Below are 19,911 nucleotides of genomic sequence, written 5' to 3'. Positions count from 1 at the left end.
ATCTCGAGAGACATGACATGTCGCAAGTGACCCTCACCCCCGGCAGCCGGGCGACGCTGCAAAAGCTCGGACCCTTCGTAGCACTGCTGATCATTGCCGTGGCGCTCTCGATCGTGAGCCGCGATTTCCTCACGGTCGACAATCTGCTCAACGTGATGCGCCAGGCGTCGATCAACGCGCTGATCGCGTTCGGCATGACGCTCGTGATCCTGCTCGGCGGCATCGATCTTTCGGCGGGCTCGGTGCTCGCGCTTTCCTCCGTGATCATCGCCACGCTGCTCAGTTCCGGCACGCCCGCTATCGTCGCGACGCTCGCCGGTCTCGTGGCGGGCGGCGTGATGGGCTTTGCGAACGGTCTCGTCATCAGCAAGGGCAAGGTCGCGCCGTTCATCGCCACGCTCGGTTCGATGACGGTGCTGCGCGGCCTCGCGCTCGTTGTCTCGAACGGCAGCCCGATCAGCAGCTTCAACAGCGACTTCTTCTCGCTGCTCGGCGGCGGCTATGTCGCGCGCCTCGTGCCGATTCCCGTCGTGCTCATGCTCGTGATGTTCGGCGTGTTCTGGGTGCTGCTGCGCAAGACCGTGTTCGGCCGCCATATCTATGCAACCGGCGGCAACGCCGAATCGGCCAAGCTTTCCGGCGTGAAGGTCGACCGTATCCAGTTGTGGGTCTACACGATCGCGGGTGTCATGTCGGCGCTCGCCGGCGTGGTGCTGACCTCGCGCCTGAACTCCGCGCAGCCGACCGCGGGCACGGGCTACGAGCTCGACGCGATTGCGGCGGTCGTGCTGGGCGGCACGAGCCTCACGGGCGGCCGCGGCTGGATCTTCGGCACGCTCGTGGGCGCGCTCCTGATCGGCGTGCTCAACAACGGCCTGAACCTGCTCGACGTGTCGTCGTTTTATCAGCAGGTCATCAAGGGCATCGTGATCCTGCTCGCCGTGCTGATCGATCGCGGCAACAAGAAGTCGTCGTAACTGAATGGCCGCGTCGCGCAATGGTTGCGCGACGCGGCAACGTCTTATCAGTAGCTATCCTTAATTTTTAACTCCACACACTCCACATATAACGAGGAGGAAGACTATGCATAAGCACAACTCGCCGTCGATCTCGAAGCTTCTTTCGGCGCTCGTCGCCGGTTCGCTCGCGCTGGGCCTCGCGGCCTGCTCGAAGGAAGGCCCGGGCAGCACCGATGCGAGCGCAAGCGGCGCATCGGCGGCGGCACCCGCTTCGGGCGGCGCGGTCACGGTCGGCCTGTCGATCTCGACGCTCAATAATCCGTTCTTCGTTTCGCTCAAGAAGGGCGCCGAAGACGAAGCGAAGAAGGACGGCGTGACGCTCATCACCGTAGACGCGCAGAACGACCCCGCGAAGCAGCAGGCGAGTGTGGAAGACCTGATCGAAAAGAAGGTCAACGTCATCCTCATCAACCCGACCGATTCTTCGGCGGTGGCCAACGTCGTGAAGGAAGCGACGAGCAAGGGCATCAAGGTGATCTCGCTCGACCGCAGCGTGAACGGCGCCGAAGTCAGCTCGCATATTGCGTCCGACAACAAGGCCGGCGGCAAGATGGCCGCCGACTTCCTCGCCGAGAAGCTGGGCGGCAAGGGCAACATCGTCGAGCTGCAAGGCATTCCGGGTTCGTCGGCGGCCAACGAACGCGGCGCCGGTTTCGACGATGAAATCGCGGCGAAGGGCGGCGTGAAGATCGCCACGAAGCAGCCCGCAGACTTCGATCGCGCCAAGGGCCTTTCGGTGATGGAAAACATCATTCAGAGCAACAAGGACATTCAGGGCGTGTTCGCGCAGAACGACGAAATGGCGCTGGGCGCGGTGAAGGCGCTGCAGGCGGCAGGCTTGAAGGACGTGGCCGTGGTCGGCTTCGACGCCACCGACGACGCGATCGCCGCGGTCAAGGCCGGCCAGATGGCCGCCACCGTGCAGCAGCAGCCCGAACTGATCGGCCAGTATGGCGTGCAGACCGCGAAGCAGCTCGTCGACGGCAAGCCGGTCGACAAGTTCATCCCCGTGCCGTTGAATCTGTACAAGCAGTAAGCGCATTTTCAGGCGCGCGCGCGCGTAGTACCATCTGACGCGAAGAGTTTCGCGTCTGCGCGCGCCTCGGAAGCACCGGGCGCCCCGTGCCACACGGGGCGCTTCGTTTGGGGTTCCCCTTCCTCACGGCCGCAGCGCCGCCTCTTCGCTCTCGCGTTCACGCGATCCCCAACCCACACCCAGCAGGAACGCCGCGTGTCCCAGTTCGAGCGTCTGACTATCGACGACATTGCCCGCCTCGCGGAGGTCTCGCGCACCACGGCCAGCATGGTGCTCAACGGCAATGCCGAGCGCTACCGCATTTCGGCGGCGACGGTCGAGCGCGTGCTGCAGGTGGCGCGGGACCATCATTTCACGCCGTCGCAATCGGCACGCGCGCTGCGCTCGCGGCGCAGCAACACGATCGGCCTCGTGATTCCCGACCTGACCAACTCGGCGCACGCCGCGCTCGCGCAGGCCATGGAGTGGCAATGCCGCGAGCGCTACCGGTATCAACTCGTGATCGTGACGAGCGACGAAGATCCGGTGCGCGAGACCGAGGGCATTGCGCATCTGGTTGCGCAGCAGGTGGACGGCGTGGTGGTCGTGCCGTGCACGGCGGACGCGCCGCGCTACGACAAATGGGTCAAGCGCTTGCCGATCGTGTTCGCCGATCGCCGCGTGGCGACAAGCGCCATTCCCTACGTGATCACCGACGCCGCCGAAACCGTGGCCGCTTTGGTCGGTGAGACGATCGAGCAAGGCGCGCGTGAAGTGGTGTTTTTCGGCGGCCAGCCGGAACTCTCGCCGAGCCGCGACCGCCTGGCGGGCTATCGGCTCGCGCTCGAGCGGCATGGCGTGATGGAGCAGGACGACTGGGTGTTTCAACGCGACTATCAGCGCGAGTCGGGCTATGCGCTGATGAAAGCCTGGTTCGAGGCGCATGGGCGCTATCCCGAGGCGCTTTTCGCCGGCTCCATTACGCTGCTCGAAGGCTTGCTGGAGTTCGTGAACGAAGCGCACCAGCTCGCACAGGCGCCGGGCCGCGTGATGACGTTCGACGATCATCAACTGCTCGACTGTCTGCCGCTTCGCATCGACGCTATCGTGCAGGACAGCGGCCAACTCGCTGAACATAGCCTGCGCTGCGTCTTTTCGCTGCTCGAGGGCGATGGCGCGCCCGAGTCGATTCAGGTGCCCGCGCAGATTCACTATCGGCAGCGGCGCGGGCAGCCTGCTCGCACGTAGACGTTTTCCTGCAGGGGCAAGCCGACGGGAGTATCGTTGCGCAGGTGATCCACGAGAGCAGGACACCCCATGACGCGCCTTGACAGCCCCATTGATGCGGAGTGCTTCGACAACGAATGGCTCGAAGCAGACGGCGCTGGCGGATTCGCCTCCGGCACCGTGGGGACCGCGCGCACGCGCCGCTATCATGCGCTGCTGCTCACGGCGAGGCACCCGCCCACGGACCGCGTGGTGCTCGTGAACGGTGTTGAAGCCTGGCTCGAGGACGGGGAGCGCAAAACGGCGCTGACCATGCAGCGCTACGCGCCGGATCTGCTTTCTCCGGATACGTCGAAAAGCATCGCAAGCTTCGACACTTCCCCGTGGCCCACGTGGCGCTACCGGCTGGACAGCGGCGGTGTGCTCACAACCGAGGTGTTCGTTGCGAAAGCGAGCCGCGAGACGGTGCTGCGCTGGCGGCTCGAAGCACCGTCCGGAGCAGGCGGCCTGGTGCTGAAAGTCCGCCCGCTGATCTCGGGCCGCGATTACCACGCGCTGCACCACGAGAATGCCGCATTCAATTTCGATGCCCGGATTGACGGCGAGCACGTGCGCTGGCAACCGTATGGCGATTTGCCTGCCATTGTCGCCCACTCGAACGGCCGCTATACCCATGCGCCGGATTGGTACCGCAACTTCTGCTACACGCGTGAACGGGAGCGCGGGCTCGACTGCATCGAGGATCTCGCGACGCCTGGCGTGTTCGCCTTCGATCTCGCCAAAGGCGACGCCGTTTTGTTGTTGCGCGCGCAACCATTGTCCAGCACGAACGATACCCAGCAGGAAGACAACGAAAGCGCGGCGAGCCGCGCACAACTGCTCGCCGGTTTCGAGGAAGTGCGCCGGGCGTCGCTCGGCTCGCGTCTGCAACGTTCGGCCAGCGCCTATGTCGTTTCGCGCGGTGACGGCCGCACGATCGTCGCGGGCTATCCGTGGTTCACCGACTGGGGCCGCGACACGTTCATTGCCATGCGCGGTCTGCTGCTCGCGAACGGCCGCTTTGAGGAGGCTGGCGCGATCCTGCTCGAATGGGCGGCGACGGTGTCCGAAGGCATGCTGCCGAACCGCTTTCCCGACGCGGGTGGCGTGCCCGAATACAACTCCGTCGATGCATCGCTGTGGTTCGTCGTGGCGGTGCACGACTATTTCGCGGCGCAGAACGTGCCGCCCGAAGCGCGGCGTGTGCTGCAAGGCGCCGTGAACGCGATTCTCGAAGGCTACGCGCGCGGTACGCGCTTCCAGATCGCAGCCGACCCGCGTGACGGCTTGCTGCGAGCGGGCGTGCCGGGCGTGCAGCTCACCTGGATGGATGCGAAGGCGGGCGACTGGGTGGTCACGCCGCGCATCGGCAAGCCGGTCGAAATCCAGGCGCTGTGGATCAACGCGCTGCGCATCGTTGGGGCATGGGACACGCGCTGGCGCGAACTCGATGCGCGCGCCAGTGCCGCGTTTGCCGCGCGCTTTGTCGATCCGTCTACGGGCGCGCTGTTCGACGTGGTCGACGTCGATCACGTGGCGGGTACGGCCGACAGCTCGATTCGGCCGAACCAGATCTTTGCGGCGGGCGGTCTGCCGTTCGCACTGCTGGCAGGCGATGCGGCGCGCGCGGTCGTCGCGCAGGTTCAAGCGCATTTGCTCACGCCCATGGGGTTGCGTACGCTTGCGCCGTCGGACCGCGCGTATCGCGGGCAATACGGTGGCGGCGTGCTGGAGCGCGACGGCGCCTATCATCAGGGCACTGTCTGGCCCTGGTTGCTCGGTCCTTTCGTTGACGCCTGGTTGCGTGTGAACGGCGATACGGCGGCGCAACGCGCGTTCGCGCGCGAGCGTTTCATCGCACCGCTGCTCGCGCATCTCGACCACGCCGGGCTCGACCATATTTCCGAAGTCGCCGATGGCGACGCGCCGCACCGGCCCGGCGGCACACCGTTCCAGGCATGGTCGCTCGGCGAACTGCTGCGCGTTCTCAAGCGGCTCGGCGACGCCGATTAGCCCGCACACATTGCCCGCTCCGCGCGCCGGGCAGGCAAACCGCGCTAGCATGGGAGACTCGTGGCGCCTGAGTGCCACCCGTTGTCCCAAGCCCCACCTTGGCGGCCCCACCTCGGCGGCCCCAATTCAAGGAGATGCCCATGCTGCAGCGCGCCGCCGGCCTCATCCACACGGTCGAAGGCCAACGCCTGTACTCGGCCGATTACGCTCGCTGGCAACGCTGGGGGCCGTACCTCAGCGAGCGCCAATGGGGTACGGTGCGCGAGGACTACAGCGAGCACGGCACCGCGTGGGACTACTTCCCGCACGATCACGCGCGCATGCGCGCCTATCGCTGGGGCGAGGACGGCCTGGCCGGGTTCGCCGACGAGCGGTTGAACTGGTGCTGCTCGATCGCGCTGTGGAACGGCCACGATCCGATCTTGAAGGAGCGTCTGTTCGGCCTCACGAACGAGGAAGGCAATCATGGCGAGGACGTGAAGGAGCTGTACTTCTACCTCGACAGCACGCCGACGCATTCGTATATGCGCATGCTCTACAAGTACCCGCAGGCGGCGTTTCCCTACCAGGACCTGATCGACGAAAACGCGCGGCGCGGCGCCGGTTTGCCCGAGTATGAAATCCTCGATACGGGTGCGTTCGACGACGAGTGTTATTTCGATGTGCAGATCGAATATGCAAAGCACACGCCGGAAGACATCGTGATGCGCGTGAGCGTCGAGAACCGCGGCGGCCAGCACGCATCGATCGACGTGCTGCCGCAGATCTGGGCGCGCAACACGTGGTCGTGGAAGTCTGCGGGAGACAAGCCTTCACTCACGCTCGTGTCGTCGCCGGACGGTGAGCACGTTGTCGCGCGCTGCGGCACGCACGAGCCGCTCATCGTGACGGCCGCCGCGCAAGAGGGCGCGCGCGTCGAGTGGCTGTTTTGCGAGAACGAGACCAACGTCAAGCGGCTATTTGGCATGGACGGCGCCGGCCCGTTCAAGGACGGCTTCGACGACTATGTCGTGCACGGCAACAATGGCGCGATCCGGCGCGACACCGGCACGAAAGCGGCTGCGCGCGTGCATTTCGAGATCGCGGCGCACGGCCGCGCCGTCGTCACGTTGCGCTGGCGCCCCGTGTCCGAGGCGAAAGAAGAGGTGGCGCTAGACATCGAACATCTCTTCGCGCAACGCATCGCCGAAGCGGACGCGTTCTACGGCGCGCTGCAGCGCGACATCGAGAGCGCCGACGCGAGGCTCGTGCAGCGCCAGGCGCTGGCGGGCATGCTGTGGTCGAAGCAGTACTACCAGTACGACGTGAACCGCTGGATGGAAGGCGACCCGCTGCAGCCGCCGCCGCCCGCAAGCCGCCTGCGCGGGCGCAATGCGGACTGGCGGCATCTGTGCAATGCGGACATCCTCTCGATGCCCGACAAGTGGGAGTACCCGTGGTATGCATCGTGGGACCTCGCGTTTCAGGCGGTCGCGTTCGCGCTGGTCGATCCGATGTTCGCAAAGAAGCAGATGCTGCTGCTCGTGAAGGACCGCTATCAGCATCCGAACGGGCAATTACCCGCATACGAATGGGCGTTCGGCGACGCCAACCCGCCCGTGCACGCGTGGGCGGCGTGGCGCGTGTACGAGATCGATCGGTCGATCACCGGCAAGGCAGACCGGGAGTTTCTCGAACTCATCTTCCACAAGCTGCTGCTGAACTTTTCGTGGTGGGTGAACCGCAAGGACGCGGACGGCCACAACATCTTCCAGGGCGGCTTCCTCGGACTCGACAACGTTGGCATTTTCGACCGGTCGTCGCCGCTGCCGACGGGCGGCCACCTCGATCAGGCGGACGGCACGGCGTGGATGGCGGCTTACGCGCTCGACCTCATGCGCATCGCGCTCGAACTCGCGTTTGCGAACCACGTGTTCGTCGATATCGGCGTGAAATTCTTCGAGCACTTTTTGTATATCGCGGGCGCGGTGAGTTGCGACGACGGCTGCGACACGGGCTTGTGGGACAGCGTCGACGAGTTCTTCTACGACAAGCTGAGGCTGCCGGACGGCACCAACGTACCGCTGCGCATGCGCTCGATCGTCGGACTGATTCCGTTCTTCGCCGTGCGCGTGCTGGAGGAGCGGGTGCACGGCGGCTTGCCGGGGCTGCGCGACCGGCTGGTCTGGTTCCTCCAGCACCGGCCCGACCTTGCGAGCCTCGTGTCGCGCTGGAACGAACCGGGCAAGGGCAATTCCTTGCTGCTCTCGCTATTGCGCGGGCACCGCATGAAGGCGCTGCTGCGGCGTATGCTCGACGAAGCCGAATTTCTCTCGGCCCATGGCGTGCGTGCGCTTTCTCGCTGCCATCTCGAGGAACCTTTCGTTTACCGCCACAACGGCTGCGATTTCCGCGTCAAATATTTGCCCGCCGAATCGGACTCGCGCGTGTTCGGCGGCAATTCGAACTGGCGCGGTCCGGTGTGGATGCCGGTCAACTATCTGCTGATCGAGTCGCTGTACGAATTCCACCGCTACTATGGCGACGATTTTCGCGTCGAGTATCCAACCGGCTCGGGCAAGAAGCTTTCGCTCGCTCAGATCGCCGACGAACTCGCGCGCCGCGTCACGACGCTCTTTCTGCTCGACCGCAACAACGAGCGCCCGGTGATGGGCGCGTACCCGCTGCTGCAGGCCGATCCGCGCTGCCGCGATCTCGTGCTGTTTCACGAATACTTCCACGGCGACAACGGGCGCGGCGTCGGCGCTTCGCACCAGACCGGCTGGACAGGTCTCGTCGCGCTGATGTTGCAGCCGCGCATGATGAGTCCGTCGGGCAACGTGCCGGTCGCGGGCGAGGTCGAAGATATGGAGGCGGTGAAGTGATCTCCATTCGCATGTGTTCGCTTCTACCCGGCACTCGCCGTCTGTAGACGTTGGTCGCGAGATGACACCCGCCATGCCCAACCTTCGCAAACATGGCGCAAACGCCTTGCAGAGAAGCGTTTGAGCGTGCTGGCACATTCGATGCATGAACGCCGACCGGTAGTTGGACTCCACCAACTGCGGCCGGGTCGAGGTGCATCATGTCGAGCGTTGTGGATCGCGGGCCAGGCGGCCTGTCGCAGGTGTGGTCTCTGATCGGGTGGATCGCCCGCGCGCCAAGAGCGCTATGGCCTTTCGTGCTCCCCTGGTTCATCCTGATCCTGGTCGCTCCATTTTGCTTGCTCGTCATTTCCGGCGCGCGCACACAGCACGTCCTGGTGCCGCCGGTGGAAGCGCCAACGGCATTCGTCAATACCGGCTATGCCCCGGAATTCCTGGCACAACGAATTCTTGCCGCCATGCGTGGGATCAGCAGCGAAAGCGACGCGGTCCCGCACGATGCTTCGCTGGCCGATAGCGACAGTCCGGATATCAAGATTCCCGGCGAGGACATGTCCTATGCCTCGATTGTCGGTTTTCTGAAATTGACGTTTTTCCGCGACAAGCCGGACGTGATCGTCCATATCGGCATTACGCATACGGGTGACAGCGCGGATGCCTATGTCGCCCATATTCAGATTGAAAACGGCCCGTTCAACGCCATGCACGACGACGTCGCGTTCAGCGCCAGTGACTTCGACAAGTCGATGCAGGACATCGCGGCCAGGGTCATGCGGCTCGTCGAACCGAATACACTCGCCAGCCATCTCTTCACCAAGGTGCAAAAGACGCGGTGTTCGCTGGACCAATGCGACTATGGCGAGATCGACGCGATCTATGACGATGTCCTCGGCAGGCCAGGCTCGCGGGAACGCTTGTGGGCACTCGCGGGAAAAGGGTGGCTGCTGCTCAGGCAAAACCGCGCCGAGGAGGCGGAACAACTGACACGCGACGCACTCTTGCTGTACCCGCACTCGGGCGTTTTGCGAGCCAACCTCGGCATTGCGCTCGAGCAGGAGAAGCGAATCGACGCGGCGATCAGGGAGCTTCGGCTGGGTGCCCGCGAAAAATTCAGTACGGCGGAGAACCAGCGCTTGCTCGGCGACGTGTTGTTGCACGCGCACCGGTATGACGAAGCCCTCAGCGCATTCCGCCGCGCAAACACCATGCACGAGGACGATGTGAACATCCTCCATGACTGGGGTGAGGCGCTCGTCGACACGGGACAAAACGAGGCGGCGATCGCCAGGCTGTCCCGCGCGGTCGAACTGCGGCCGGACCTCGCGCCCTCGTATGAACTTTGGGGGCAAGCGCTCGAAAACGAAGGTGACCTGTCTCACGCGGCTCAGAAGTATGCCGAGGCCGACAAGCGTGACAGTGGCGCGCTCTCGCCGCACGAGAAGCAACTGGCGCTGCTGGGCGCGCCGCACAAGCCGCCGGCATCGGCGAATGTGCTGGTGTCGGGCGCTCACGCGTAGCGCGCGTTGCCCGCCGCCCGCTTTTCGCTAGCTAGTTCAGTCATTGCGATCGCACGCGACATCTCCCCTATTTCTTCGCTGGAATAAACGCCGCGTCCTCCTCGTTCTTTGTCCGTTAGTCCCGTGGACTGAAAGAGGAGTGCGGTCATGAAGCCTCTACTCGCCGTATTCGGCGTCGTAGCTTGCGGTGCGGCCATCGCGACACTCGTGTCGTGTGGCGGCGGTTCCAGTTCCAGCGGCAACTCGAACAGTACGAGCACGCCGGTCCAGTCGTCGTTCGCAGTGACGGCCCTCGTTTCGGATGGCGCAGTGGCGGCCGCGCACACGGACGCGAATTTGAAGAACCCTTGGGGGGTCGCCTTCAATCCGAACGGTTTTGTCTGGGTTGCGGACAACGGCACCAATGTCGCGACGCTGTATGACGGCAACGGGGTGCCGCAATCGCTGGTGGTCGCGATTCCCGCCGGCAACAACGGTTCGGCTTCGCCCACGGGCATCGTCTTCAACGGCACGCAGAGCTTCACGGTCACGGAAAACGGCAAGTCTGGTGTCGCAGCGTTCATTTTTGCGGGCGAAGGCGGCACGATCACCGCGTGGGCGCCAGCGGTCGGGCCCACCAATGCGTTCGTCATGTATGACGATGGCACGGGCGGCGCCGTGTACAAGGGGCTCGCGCTCGCGACGATGAACAACGCCAACCTCCTCTACGCGACCGACTTCCACAACAACAAGATCGATGTGTTCAATACCTCGTTCAGCAAGGTCACGACGCCCGGCGCCTTCACGGACCCGCTCATCCCGGCCGGCTTCGCGCCGTTCGGCATTCGGGCGATTGGCTCGAATCTGTTCGTCACCTACGCGAAGCAGGACGCGGCCAAACACGACGATGTCGCCGGCGCGGGGCTCGGCATGGTCGACGTGTACGACACGTCCGGCAACCTGAAGCAACGCTTCGCGTCGGGCGGTGCGTTGAACGCGCCATGGGGCATCGCGCAAGCGCCTTCGAACTTCGGCACGATGAGTGGCGCGATACTGATCGGCAATTTCGGCGATGGCACGATCAACGCGTTCAATGCAGCGAGCGGCCAGTCGATGGGGCCGCTCGTTGCGTCGAACGGCAGCGCGATTGTCGAGCCCGGTCTGTGGGGCATTGCGTTCGGCAACGACCTGAGCAATCAGCCCTCCAATACGCTGTTTTTCGCGGCGGGGCCGAATGACGAGGCCGATGGTGTGTATGGAAGGATCGATCTGAACGCAGCGCCGAGCACAGGCACGGCTACGGGCACCGGCACGAGCACCGGCACGAGCACGGGCGCAGGGACCAGCATGGGCATGTAGCGCTCAACGTCCGTGCGCTGACTCGATGCCAAGCAGGATGAGGTCGATTCCAGCGAGAAAGTCGGCGCGGTCGTCGTGCTCGCGCAACTGTCTGGCCACGCTGCGGGTGAACGGATAGTCTTCGGGATCGAGCTGCGACCACACCGAGGCGACCTCGTCCAGAAAGTGGGTTCGATCGGCATCTTGCGCGCGAGCGATCTGCGCATTCGCCGCGTTCTGGCCGCTCACGCCGAGGATATAGCTCAGCAATGCGGACGCCGTTGCCCACTGCGCGTCGTCAGGCACGTCGAGTGCGCGAATCTGCTGGCCCAAACGTTCAAGAATCCGAACCATTGCCGATTGCGCCGGGTTTCGCGCGAGCACCGAACCCACCCACGGGTGGCCGTCGATCGCGTCGAACAGACCCAGCGCGAGGGCGCGAATTGCCTCTCGTGGCGTGGCGCCCGGCAATGGCGCGTCCATTGTGAGAGCCACGATGGCGTCGCAGGCGGCGTTCAGCAGATCGCTCTTGTTTTCGACATGCCAGTAAATCGCGCCGGGACCGGTGGCAAGCCGCTCGGCCAGCGCGCGAAACGTCAGGCCGCTTTCGCCGCTGCTATCCAGAAGCGCGATCGACACCTCGATGATCCGCTCGCGCGAGAGCGAGTCCTCACGCCGTTGAACGCTCCGCGCCTTCTTGACCATGCATCCTCTTGACGTCTCTGGAACAATGTTCCATATTACTATGGAACATTGTTCCAGAGGAGCAGGATGAAGACATCGATTGCAATCATCGGCGCGGGACTCGGCGGGCTCATGCTCGCTCGGGTCCTCCACGTTCACGGTATTGCTTCGACGATCTATGAGGCGGAAGCCTCGGCGAATGCGCGAGCGCAGGGCGGCATGCTCGACATTCACGAGAACAATGGGCAGCTCGCGCTGAAGGCAGCCGGACTCTTCGACCGGTTCCTCGAAATCATCCATCCCGGCGGGCAGGCGACGCGGGTTCTCGACAAGGGTGGCCGGGTCCTTTATGAGCAGCCGGACGACGGAACAGGCGGGCGACCCGAAGTCCCGCGTGGAGAATTGCGGCGGATTCTGCTCGAATCGCTGCCTGCCGGCGCGGTGCGCTGGGGACAGAAAGTCAACACGGTGTCTCCTCTCGGCGGTGGCCGGCACGTTCTGACCTTTGCTAACGGCTCGACAGTGACAACCGATCTCCTGGTGGGGGCCGATGGCGCGTGGTCGAAAGTCCGCCTGCTCTTATCTGACGCGAAACCGGCCTATGTCGGCACGGCATTCATCGAGACGTATCTGTTCAACTGCGACACGCATCACAAGGCGAGTGCCGAAGCGGTTGGCGAAGGTTCCATGTTTGCGCTCGCGCCGGGCAAAGGCATCGTCGCACACCGCGAGCCGGGCGGCGTGCTGCACACGTACGTACAGCTGAACCAGTCTCAAGACTGGATCGACAGCATTGAACGGTCCGACCGGGCAGCCGTTCTGGCCACGGTTGCGAATGCGTTCGATGGCTGGGCGCCGGCGCTGACTGCGCTCATCACCGATGGCGAAACGGCCCCCGTGTTTCGCCCGATTCATGCGCTCCCCGTGGCGCACAACTGGCCGCGCACGCCTGGCGCGACATTGCTTGGCGATGCGGCGCACCTGATGATCCCATCTGGCGAAGGGGCCAACCTGGCCATGCTCGACGGTGCAGAACTCGCAAAGGCCATTGCCGCGCATCGCGGCGACGTAGAAGCCGCGCTCCTTGCGTGCGAGACAGCGCTTTTCCCTCGCAGTGCGTGCGAAGCGGCGGCGGCAAAAGCGGTGCTCGATGTCTGTCTCGGCGGCGATTCGCCGCGGAGTCTGGTCGACTTCTTCAAGTCCCATCAACCGTAGCCGCATGCCGCTTCGCGGCCTCGTTGCCTGATTCGTCAACAGAGTGTCCCAAATAGGGCACTTGCATCTTTAAACTCCGACTCATAGAATCCGAGTTATGCGTTGCGCAGGCGCGACGCGGATCACACGACGGAGATTGCGGCGCGAGCCACGCCCGAATTCACGTATCCCTGCATTGGAGAAGCAAAAATGTCGAAGCGTATTCTTGTTATTGGGGCCGGCTTCGCCGGCATGTGGAGCGCACTCAGCGCGGCGCGGCTGCTCGATGAAGCAGGGCGCACGGACGTGGAAATCACGCTGGTCGCACCCGACCCGCATCTGCATGTCCGTCCGCGTCTGTACGAAGAAGGTCCTGCGAATTTCAGGGCGCCGCTCACAGAGATCTTCGAAGCGACTGGTGTCAAGTTCATCCAGGGCACGGTCGAGCGCATTCACGTGGAGCGTCGCGCAGTGGATCTGACCGGCGCAGACGGCCAGCACACTACGCTCGGCTACGACCGCCTCGTGCTGGCGACCGGCAGCCGGCTGTTCCGCCCGTCGATTCCGGGCCTCGCCGAACACAGCTTCAGCGTGGACCAGACCGACGAAGCGGTCGAACTGGAAGTGCACATCGGCAGTCTGTCCAGCCAGCCAGAAACGCTTGCGCGCAATACGGTAGTGGTGGCGGGCGGCGGATTCACCGGCATCGAGACCGCAGCGGAAATGCCGGCACGCCTTCGCGCGGCGCTGGGCGAGCACGCAAACGTGAAGGTGGTCATCGTCGAGCGTAACAATGAGATCGGTCCGGACCTGGGCGCAGGCCCGCGCCCCGTTATCGAAGAGGCATTGGGCTCGCTCGGCGTGACCTGGAAGCTCGGCGCGGGCGTCGCTTCGGTGGATGCCGGCGGCGTCACGACAACGGACGGCGAGCGCATCGAATCGAACACGGTGATCTGGACCGCGGGCCTGCGCGCAAGCGCGTTGACCGCACAGATTCCGGGCCAGCTCGACGCCATGGGGCGTCTTCACGTCGATCGCAACCTCGCGGTGGAGGGCGTGCCCGGTGTCTACGCAACGGGCGACGTCGCTCGCGCGGCCACCGACGACGAAGGCAATCACACGATGATGTCGTGCCAGCACGCGATGAATCTGGGGCGCTCGGCAGGCCATAACGTCGCCGCCGATTTGCTCGGCCTCGAGCAAATTCCGTATAGTCAGCCGAAGTACGTGACGTGTCTCGATCTGGGCCCGTGGGGCGCGGTCTATACGGAAGGGTGGGAGCGCGAAGTGAAGTTGCAGGGCACCGAGGCGAAGAAGCTCAAGCACCAGATCAACTCCGAGTGGATCTATCCGCCGCGTGCGGACCGTGAGCAGGCGCTCGCCGCAGCAGATCCGCTTCGCATCGTGGTTGCGTGATCCGTTAGGAAAGCGACGGATTGGGTCAAACGCGGAAGCCTCGGTGAAGGCTTTCGCGTTTTTTCTTGCACGCCAGAAGGGTTCGCAAAGCGGCGCTGGCTATCCGCGACGATTGGCGGCGCGTTCCGTGAACCAGTCCACCACGTGATGGTGATAGCTGGCAGGCGCCTTGGAATACGCGCGGGTGGCGAGATCGGCAAGCGAGTGTTGCTTGAGTTCCGCGCGCATGGCGCGCTCGGCGCCCTGCATCACGGCGTGTATCGAGCAGGTGCCGCGTGTGGCCCACGCGGGCGGCTCGTCGTTGAACACCGCACATTGGCTGCGCACCTCGCGGCAGTCGAAGAGCGCCTTCTCGCCGTCGATGGCGTCGACCACGTCCAGCACCGAAATGTTTCGTGCGGGTTTCGCGAGCCTGAAGCCGCCGCGTATGCCTTCGGTCGACTCGACGATGCCGGCCTTGGCGAGGCGCGTGAAGAGCTTGGCGGCGTAGTCGACCGGCACCCCCTGCATTTCCGCGAGGTCGCGCACGCTCGCCTCGCGCACGCCGGCAGACGTGCCGGCAAGATAAAGCAGGCAATGCAGTCCGTATTCGACGCCCGTGCTGATATGTGACATGGTTATACGACGACTTTGTGTATCGGAGTTGTTAGGGTAGCGTAGTGCGGCGCCGAAGTCACCTCCTGCGTCGTCCGTTACTTCATCTGCGGTGGTTGTGCGCGGGCATTGTGGCGGTTCCAGGCCACCGTGGACGCGACGCGCAAAATCCTGTGCGAACATATGCGTGCAAGTGGCGCTTTTCCTCGGTAGACACGACCCGAAGGAGGCAGCATGAACAGAAACGGTGCGAGCGGCCCATTGGGCACCCTCGGCGCGATAGCGTTCGTTGCCATCGCAAGCTGCGCTGCCAGTGCTGGCAGTGCGTACGCGCAAACCGGCCTGAACGACCCGCCAGGTGTGGCCGTGCAAAGAGTCTCGGCATCGACGCCCGGTACCCGGCCCGATACTTCGATCGTGCGTGACGTGCGCCGCGCCATCAGGCGCGTGCCGGATCTCGACGATTCGGACATTCACATTCGGGTTAGCCATGGCGTCGTCACGCTCACGGGCTCGGTGCCGGAGACCTGGCAAATCTCCCGAGCCGCCAATGCGGCAAGACCGGTACTGGGCGTGACGGCCGTGAGGAACCAATTGAAGGCGCAGAAAGAGGGGGCGGCCAGCGAGTAGCGTCTCGCAGTGCTTCCTGGCAACTGTACCTGGAAATCACGCTCTTTGATCGATACGTTAGTTAACAAACCGTCGTGAAGCGCCCTCGGCGATTGATTGCGCGGGGATGTGATGGCGGAATTTGTACTTCAGGACGGTTTTGAGTAAGCAGAGCGAAAGAATGCGAGGAGAAATGGCCCAGGCTGACCATGGTGTGACCCGCGCCCAAAGCGAAAATGGGATGAGGCATAGGGGGATGACTCCTTCCGAAGGTGTGGCTCCGGTGACCCTGAACCAGACCGGGTCCCGGTCGGAAGTGGAGATTTCCCGCCTGGTTGAGTTGTCAGGCGAGGCCGATTCCCTTGCCTGACGGACGAATTCGGTACCCATTCGTCGAACATGACGATGACGCAGTTGCTAGAAAACGTGGCGGATACCCAGCATGACCGCTGTCGTGGCCATGCCAGGCGCCACGGGCTGGCCATAGGTAAGTGGCTGGGTCATTGTTCCCCGGTTGTTCACGTGCCCCACCTGGCCGTAGACGAGCGTAGCTTTCGACAGGCTGTACTCCGCGCCGGCTGCCACTGCGGTCGACTTGTTGGCCGAGTTGTTGCGGTCTTTCAGGTAGTACACGCCGCCGGTAACCTTGAAGGCAGGCGAGAACTGGTAGCCGAGGCCGCCCGAATACAGATCGAGATTGACCTGCTCAGACTGCGCCGGATTCCTGCCGTTCGAATATGATGCGGAAACCGAGAATGCGTGGAACGTATAGAGCGCTCCCACGTAGAAAAGGCGGTTATTGGCGAGTCCGGCAGGCACCGTTGTCGGGCCGGGATTCGTATCGTGGCCAAGGTAGTAGCCAACCGCAAAACGAAGGCCATAGTTCGAGTATTTCAGTACGGCGGACTCCCGCGTGTTCCCCTGGAAGCTGCCCGGTACGCCTCCGGGTGCATACTCGAGCGCGGCGGACAGGCCGGCGAACTTTGGCGATTCGTAGACAATTGCATTGCTGTCGTACAACGCGCCGATTGGCCCGTTGGTGCTGATGCCCTGCCAGCCCGCAGCCTGGTTCATGCCGAGCCATGCAGTCAGAATGCTGCCGAAATACTGAGCCCCTCGTACGTCGGTCTCGGCCATTGCATAGGTAATCGGTACGATCTGGCGACCGAAGCTCACTGTGCCGAACGGTCCCGATACACCTACGGTCGCGATCTGGTTGAACAGTGCGGCCACGCCCGGCGTATCGCCCAGGTTGAATTTGCCAGTGCCGCTGTCGAACTCACCTTGCAATCTGAAATTGACGCGATACCCGCCGCCGATGTCCTCTGATCCCTTGAGTCCCCAGTAGCTTGCATAAATGCCGCCATCCTTGTAGCGAAAGACCTTGCCGAGGTTCGTCGCCGTCGGGCTCAACGTGGCCGCCGAAGTGCTTTGATACAACATCCCGGCATCGACGACACCGTACAGCGTCACTGACGATTGTGCGTGTACTGCACCACCTGTTGCCGCTAAAGCGGCCGCGGCTATCCATTTCACTTTCATTGCGTCTCCGGTTTTTTTGCTCTAAAACAGTCTTGCGACTGCTGTGCGTGCTGAACACGTTGGATGCTTCGCTTCCATGCCAACTGCGCTCGTCGAAGGTTTTCTAGCTACGTTCTTATTGGTTCGACATACTAAGAAAATAAAAAATGAATAAAAAAGCAGAGTTGCCGCGCCTACTGTCCGTGCAAATAGAGGTACCCAATAATCCAGGCGACGGCACCAATCGGGATCGCCGTTCGGGCTAACGTGATCCGGCGTGTCGGCTGAACACGCTTCATGTCGTGGTCTACGCAATCGCGCGTCGCGACCAGAAAAACGCGGAACGTGTTGGCCGCAACGGCGGCGAGTCCCAATGCAGCCTTGACGAGAACGAGCGTTGGAGCCGGCCACATGCGCATCAGCAGCAGCACCCCCGTGACCATAGTGGTCGCGATCAGCGGCGCCTCCACAAAGAGACCGATCCTTCCACGCATGGCGGCGACGATGGGGCGCGAATCGGGTGCTCTCGCTTGCGCCTCGTTAGCTGCTTTCACCGCTAGAACAACAAGCCATGCGGCGACGGCAACGCCATGCAGTACCTGCAAATTCATGTTCCATCCTTCACGGTGTGCACGTACGCAGCGGTTGGTGCATGCCGCCAATGCATGGCGTCGGCCAAAACACTGTTCCGGTGCAGCAGGCGCCTCCGGCTATTTGCGAACCCTCTCGCATACTTCCCCCGTTGTGCGAGCGTTTTACGCACCGCCAAACGGTTTCTGCACGGTCAGCTTGTTGGTCACGGAGGTCACCCCCGCAACGCCCTTCGCGATCTGCGCAACCTCATTGACCTGCGAAGCGTCCGCGACTGTGCCGCTCAGCGTCACCGCGCCGCCTCTTGCGACGATGCTGATATTGCCGGCGCTGATCGCCTTGTGCTTGCCGATGGCGGCATACACCTGCCGGCGCAGCGCACGATCGGCTTTCCTTGCGCTGACGGGGGGCGCTGCGCTTTGCGTAACGGATGCAGCCGGCAGACCCGCAGGTACACTGGCGGTCTGGCCTGGCTGCGACCATGCGCTGCTGGACGCGGCCAGCGTCAATGCGGCAATCGTCAACGCGCGTGCCTGAATACTTTTCATCAATACTCCTATTGTTGTGACGGACGGAATCAGCAGGCGTGGTGGATACCGATCAAGGCACGCGTGCCTTGCCAGAAATGGCTAGCTGACCTTGCGCTGCAAGTTTTGCCAGTACTTTTCCTTGACCGCGCGCCGCAGTACTTTGCCGACCACCGAGGTCGGCAGTTGCTCGACGAACACCAGCGACTTCGGCGCCTTGTAGCTGCCGAGCTTTTCCTTCGCATGCGCGATCAGTTCGGCGGCCTCGACCGAGGCGCCGGGACGCAGCAACACTTCCGCATGCACAGCCTCTCCCCACTCAGGATGGGGAACGCCGACCACAGCGGACATCATGACGGCCGGATGGGAGGCCAGTGCCGCTTCGACTTCGATCGCGTAGACGTTGAAGCCGCCGCTGATGATCATGTCCTTCAACCGATCGACGATGTACAGGTAGCCGTCCTCGTCGATGTAGCCGAGGTCGCCCGACTTCCACGCCCCGTCGGCAAACTCGGCGGCCGTCGTTTCCGAATTGTTGTAGTACCCCTTGATGACGGCACGGCTGCGGATGTGGATTTCGCCTGACTGGCCGGTTGGCAGCGGGTTGCCGTGCTCATCGGTCACGTAAATTTCGACGCCTGGCGTCGGCCGGCCAGCCGAGGATAGACGTTGGATGCCGCTCTCAGTCTGCTGTCCGGTCTCGTGCTCGTGCTCGGGCTTGTCGAGCGTCGACACGAACATGGGGACTTCGGTGGCGGCGTAGACTTGCGCGAAGATGGGACCGAAGCACTTGATCAGGTCTTCGAGCCGGGTGGGACTCATCGGTGCTGCACCGTAGATCAGGGTGTTCAGCGAAGAGAGATCGCGCGGGTTGTGGTGCTGCAATTCGAGCAGACGGTATAGCACGGTCGGCACCAGGAACGAATGTGTCACGCGCTGCTGTTCGACCGTTTGCCGCCATTGCTCGAGATCGAGCTGATTGAGCGTCAGGTTGGTGCCGCCGGCATAAAAAGTCGGTAAGAAAACGACCAGCGTGCCATGCGAGAGCGGCGCCACATGCAACGTGCGTGTGCGGTAATCGAAGCCGAAATCCGGGTTGCTGAAACCGCCGTCGCGGCAAGCCATCAGATTGTCGATTGAGTACATCGCGCATTTGCCCTGGCCAGTCGTGCCGCCGGTGAAGCGCAACATGAAGATGTGCTCGTCGTCGTCCAGTTCGACGTTGGCGTCGAGTTCGGAGGCCGTGTCGACCAGGCTCCAGAACGCACGCACGCCGGGGCGCGCGGCCTGCTCCGGCGCCGGGTCGTCCATGACGACGATCTCGCAGCCAGCTGCGCGCAACATGGCGTAGTAGCCATCGAGCAGGCGCGTTTCGATGAATACGACCTTCGGCTTGACCAGTTCGATCTGACGCGCATGTTCTTGCGGCGCGTCGCGCAGGTTGGTCATGACCACCGTGCCTTCCTGCTTGAGGACAGTTGGCAACAACATCAGGCTCAGGTTGTCGTTATCCAGGATGAGCAGAAACTTGTCGCCTTTGCCGACCCCGAGCGTGTTGCGCAGCACATCCGCTATGCGGTTGGTCAGCAGATGGTATTCGTGGTAGCTGTAGCTGCGGCCGCGCTCCACATTGACGATCGCTTGCCGGTCGCGAAAGCGCAGCGTCATCAGTCGCATGATGCGGCAAAAGTTCATCTTCATGGACTTGTCTCCTTGGTTCTTTTGCCCTCCCTCTTTTTAGAGGAAGGGCAGCTCTGTCGCTAG

16 protein-coding genes are annotated in these 19,911 nt (G+C 63.3%); 10 read left to right on the top strand and 6 right to left on the bottom strand.

Going from position 1 to position 19,911, the window contains the following annotated elements; genetic code table 11:
* Window positions 1-17: 17 nt before the first annotated feature.
* From U5A52_RS20305 to U5A52_RS20275, 7 genes are all read left to right on the top strand, one after another.
* Window positions 18-977, top strand: coding sequence for an ABC transporter permease (locus U5A52_RS20305; protein ID WP_158762149.1), 960 nt, complete (start codon window positions 18-20; stop codon window positions 975-977).
* Between the two features lie 106 nt (window positions 978-1,083).
* A complete protein-coding gene (rbsB, locus tag U5A52_RS20300; RefSeq protein ID WP_321936013.1) occupies window positions 1,084-2,055 on the top strand; it encodes a ribose ABC transporter substrate-binding protein RbsB in 972 nt (323 codons plus the stop codon).
* A 195-nt stretch (window positions 2,056-2,250) separates the two neighbouring features.
* Complete coding sequence (locus tag U5A52_RS20295) at window positions 2,251-3,282, top strand: substrate-binding domain-containing protein (RefSeq protein ID WP_321911239.1); 1,032 nt, start codon at window positions 2,251-2,253, stop codon at window positions 3,280-3,282.
* 69 nt (window positions 3,283-3,351) lie between these two features.
* Window positions 3,352-5,313 (top strand): amylo-alpha-1,6-glucosidase, encoded by a 1,962-nt coding sequence (locus U5A52_RS20290; RefSeq protein ID WP_321936012.1) that lies wholly within the window; start codon window positions 3,352-3,354, stop codon window positions 5,311-5,313.
* Window positions 5,314-5,447: 134 nt separating this feature from the next.
* Window positions 5,448-8,177 carry an MGH1-like glycoside hydrolase domain-containing protein gene (locus tag U5A52_RS20285; RefSeq protein WP_321936011.1) on the top strand — a complete coding sequence of 910 codons (2,730 nt, stop codon included), beginning with the start codon at window positions 5,448-5,450 and terminating at the stop codon, window positions 8,175-8,177.
* Between the two features lie 200 nt (window positions 8,178-8,377).
* Window positions 8,378-9,694 (top strand): tetratricopeptide repeat protein, encoded by a 1,317-nt coding sequence (locus tag U5A52_RS20280; protein WP_321936010.1) that lies wholly within the window; start codon window positions 8,378-8,380, stop codon window positions 9,692-9,694.
* Window positions 9,695-9,841: 147 nt separating this feature from the next.
* Window positions 9,842-11,032, top strand: a complete 1,191-nt coding sequence (locus U5A52_RS20275) for a TIGR03118 family protein (RefSeq protein WP_321936009.1) — start codon at window positions 9,842-9,844, stop codon at window positions 11,030-11,032.
* 3 nt (window positions 11,033-11,035) lie between these two features.
* Here U5A52_RS20275 and U5A52_RS20270 read toward each other — a convergent pair whose 3' ends face one another.
* Window positions 11,036-11,716 carry a TetR/AcrR family transcriptional regulator gene (locus U5A52_RS20270; protein WP_321936008.1) on the bottom strand — a complete coding sequence of 227 codons (681 nt, stop codon included), beginning with the start codon at window positions 11,714-11,716 and terminating at the stop codon, window positions 11,036-11,038.
* Window positions 11,717-11,782: 66 nt separating this feature from the next.
* Here U5A52_RS20270 and U5A52_RS20265 point away from each other — a divergent pair, with 66 nt between their 5' ends.
* A complete protein-coding gene (locus U5A52_RS20265) occupies window positions 11,783-12,910 on the top strand; it encodes an NAD(P)/FAD-dependent oxidoreductase (RefSeq protein WP_321936007.1) in 1,128 nt (375 codons plus the stop codon).
* 189 nt (window positions 12,911-13,099) lie between these two features.
* Window positions 13,100-14,305, top strand: a complete 1,206-nt coding sequence (locus U5A52_RS20260; protein ID WP_321936006.1) for an NAD(P)/FAD-dependent oxidoreductase — start codon at window positions 13,100-13,102, stop codon at window positions 14,303-14,305.
* A 99-nt stretch (window positions 14,306-14,404) separates the two neighbouring features.
* Here the strand turns inward: U5A52_RS20260 and U5A52_RS20255 are convergent, their stop codons facing one another.
* Window positions 14,405-14,920 carry an Rrf2 family transcriptional regulator gene (locus U5A52_RS20255; protein WP_321911222.1) on the bottom strand — a complete coding sequence of 172 codons (516 nt, stop codon included), beginning with the start codon at window positions 14,918-14,920 and terminating at the stop codon, window positions 14,405-14,407.
* 213 nt (window positions 14,921-15,133) lie between these two features.
* Between U5A52_RS20255 and U5A52_RS20250 the strand changes: the two genes are divergently transcribed.
* On the top strand, window positions 15,134-15,529 hold the full coding sequence (locus tag U5A52_RS20250) for a BON domain-containing protein (RefSeq protein WP_321936005.1): 396 nt from the start codon (window positions 15,134-15,136) through the stop codon (window positions 15,527-15,529).
* Between the two features lie 396 nt (window positions 15,530-15,925).
* Here the strand turns inward: U5A52_RS20250 and U5A52_RS20245 are convergent, their stop codons facing one another.
* The 4 genes from U5A52_RS20245 to U5A52_RS20230 all read right to left on the bottom strand — a co-directional run bounded on the left by U5A52_RS20245 (window position 15,926) and on the right by U5A52_RS20230 (window position 19,848).
* The gene (locus tag U5A52_RS20245) at window positions 15,926-17,050 is read right to left on the bottom strand and encodes a porin (protein WP_321936004.1); all 1,125 of its coding nucleotides are present in this window, start codon (window positions 17,048-17,050) and stop codon (window positions 15,926-15,928) included.
* 173 nt (window positions 17,051-17,223) lie between these two features.
* A complete protein-coding gene (locus tag U5A52_RS20240) occupies window positions 17,224-17,640 on the bottom strand; it encodes a hypothetical protein (RefSeq protein WP_321911216.1) in 417 nt (138 codons plus the stop codon).
* A 144-nt stretch (window positions 17,641-17,784) separates the two neighbouring features.
* On the bottom strand, window positions 17,785-18,168 hold the full coding sequence (locus U5A52_RS20235; RefSeq protein WP_321911214.1) for a BON domain-containing protein: 384 nt from the start codon (window positions 18,166-18,168) through the stop codon (window positions 17,785-17,787).
* A gap of 81 nt (window positions 18,169-18,249) precedes the next feature.
* Window positions 18,250-19,848, bottom strand: coding sequence for a class I adenylate-forming enzyme family protein (locus tag U5A52_RS20230; RefSeq protein WP_321936003.1), 1,599 nt, complete (start codon window positions 19,846-19,848; stop codon window positions 18,250-18,252).
* Window positions 19,849-19,911 lie beyond the last annotated feature (63 nt).

The sequence above is a fragment of the Paraburkholderia sp. J8-2 genome, assembly GCF_905220195.1.
Lineage (GTDB): Bacteria > Pseudomonadota > Gammaproteobacteria > Burkholderiales > Burkholderiaceae > Paraburkholderia.
This window is presented reverse-complemented; position numbering and strand designations above follow the sequence as displayed.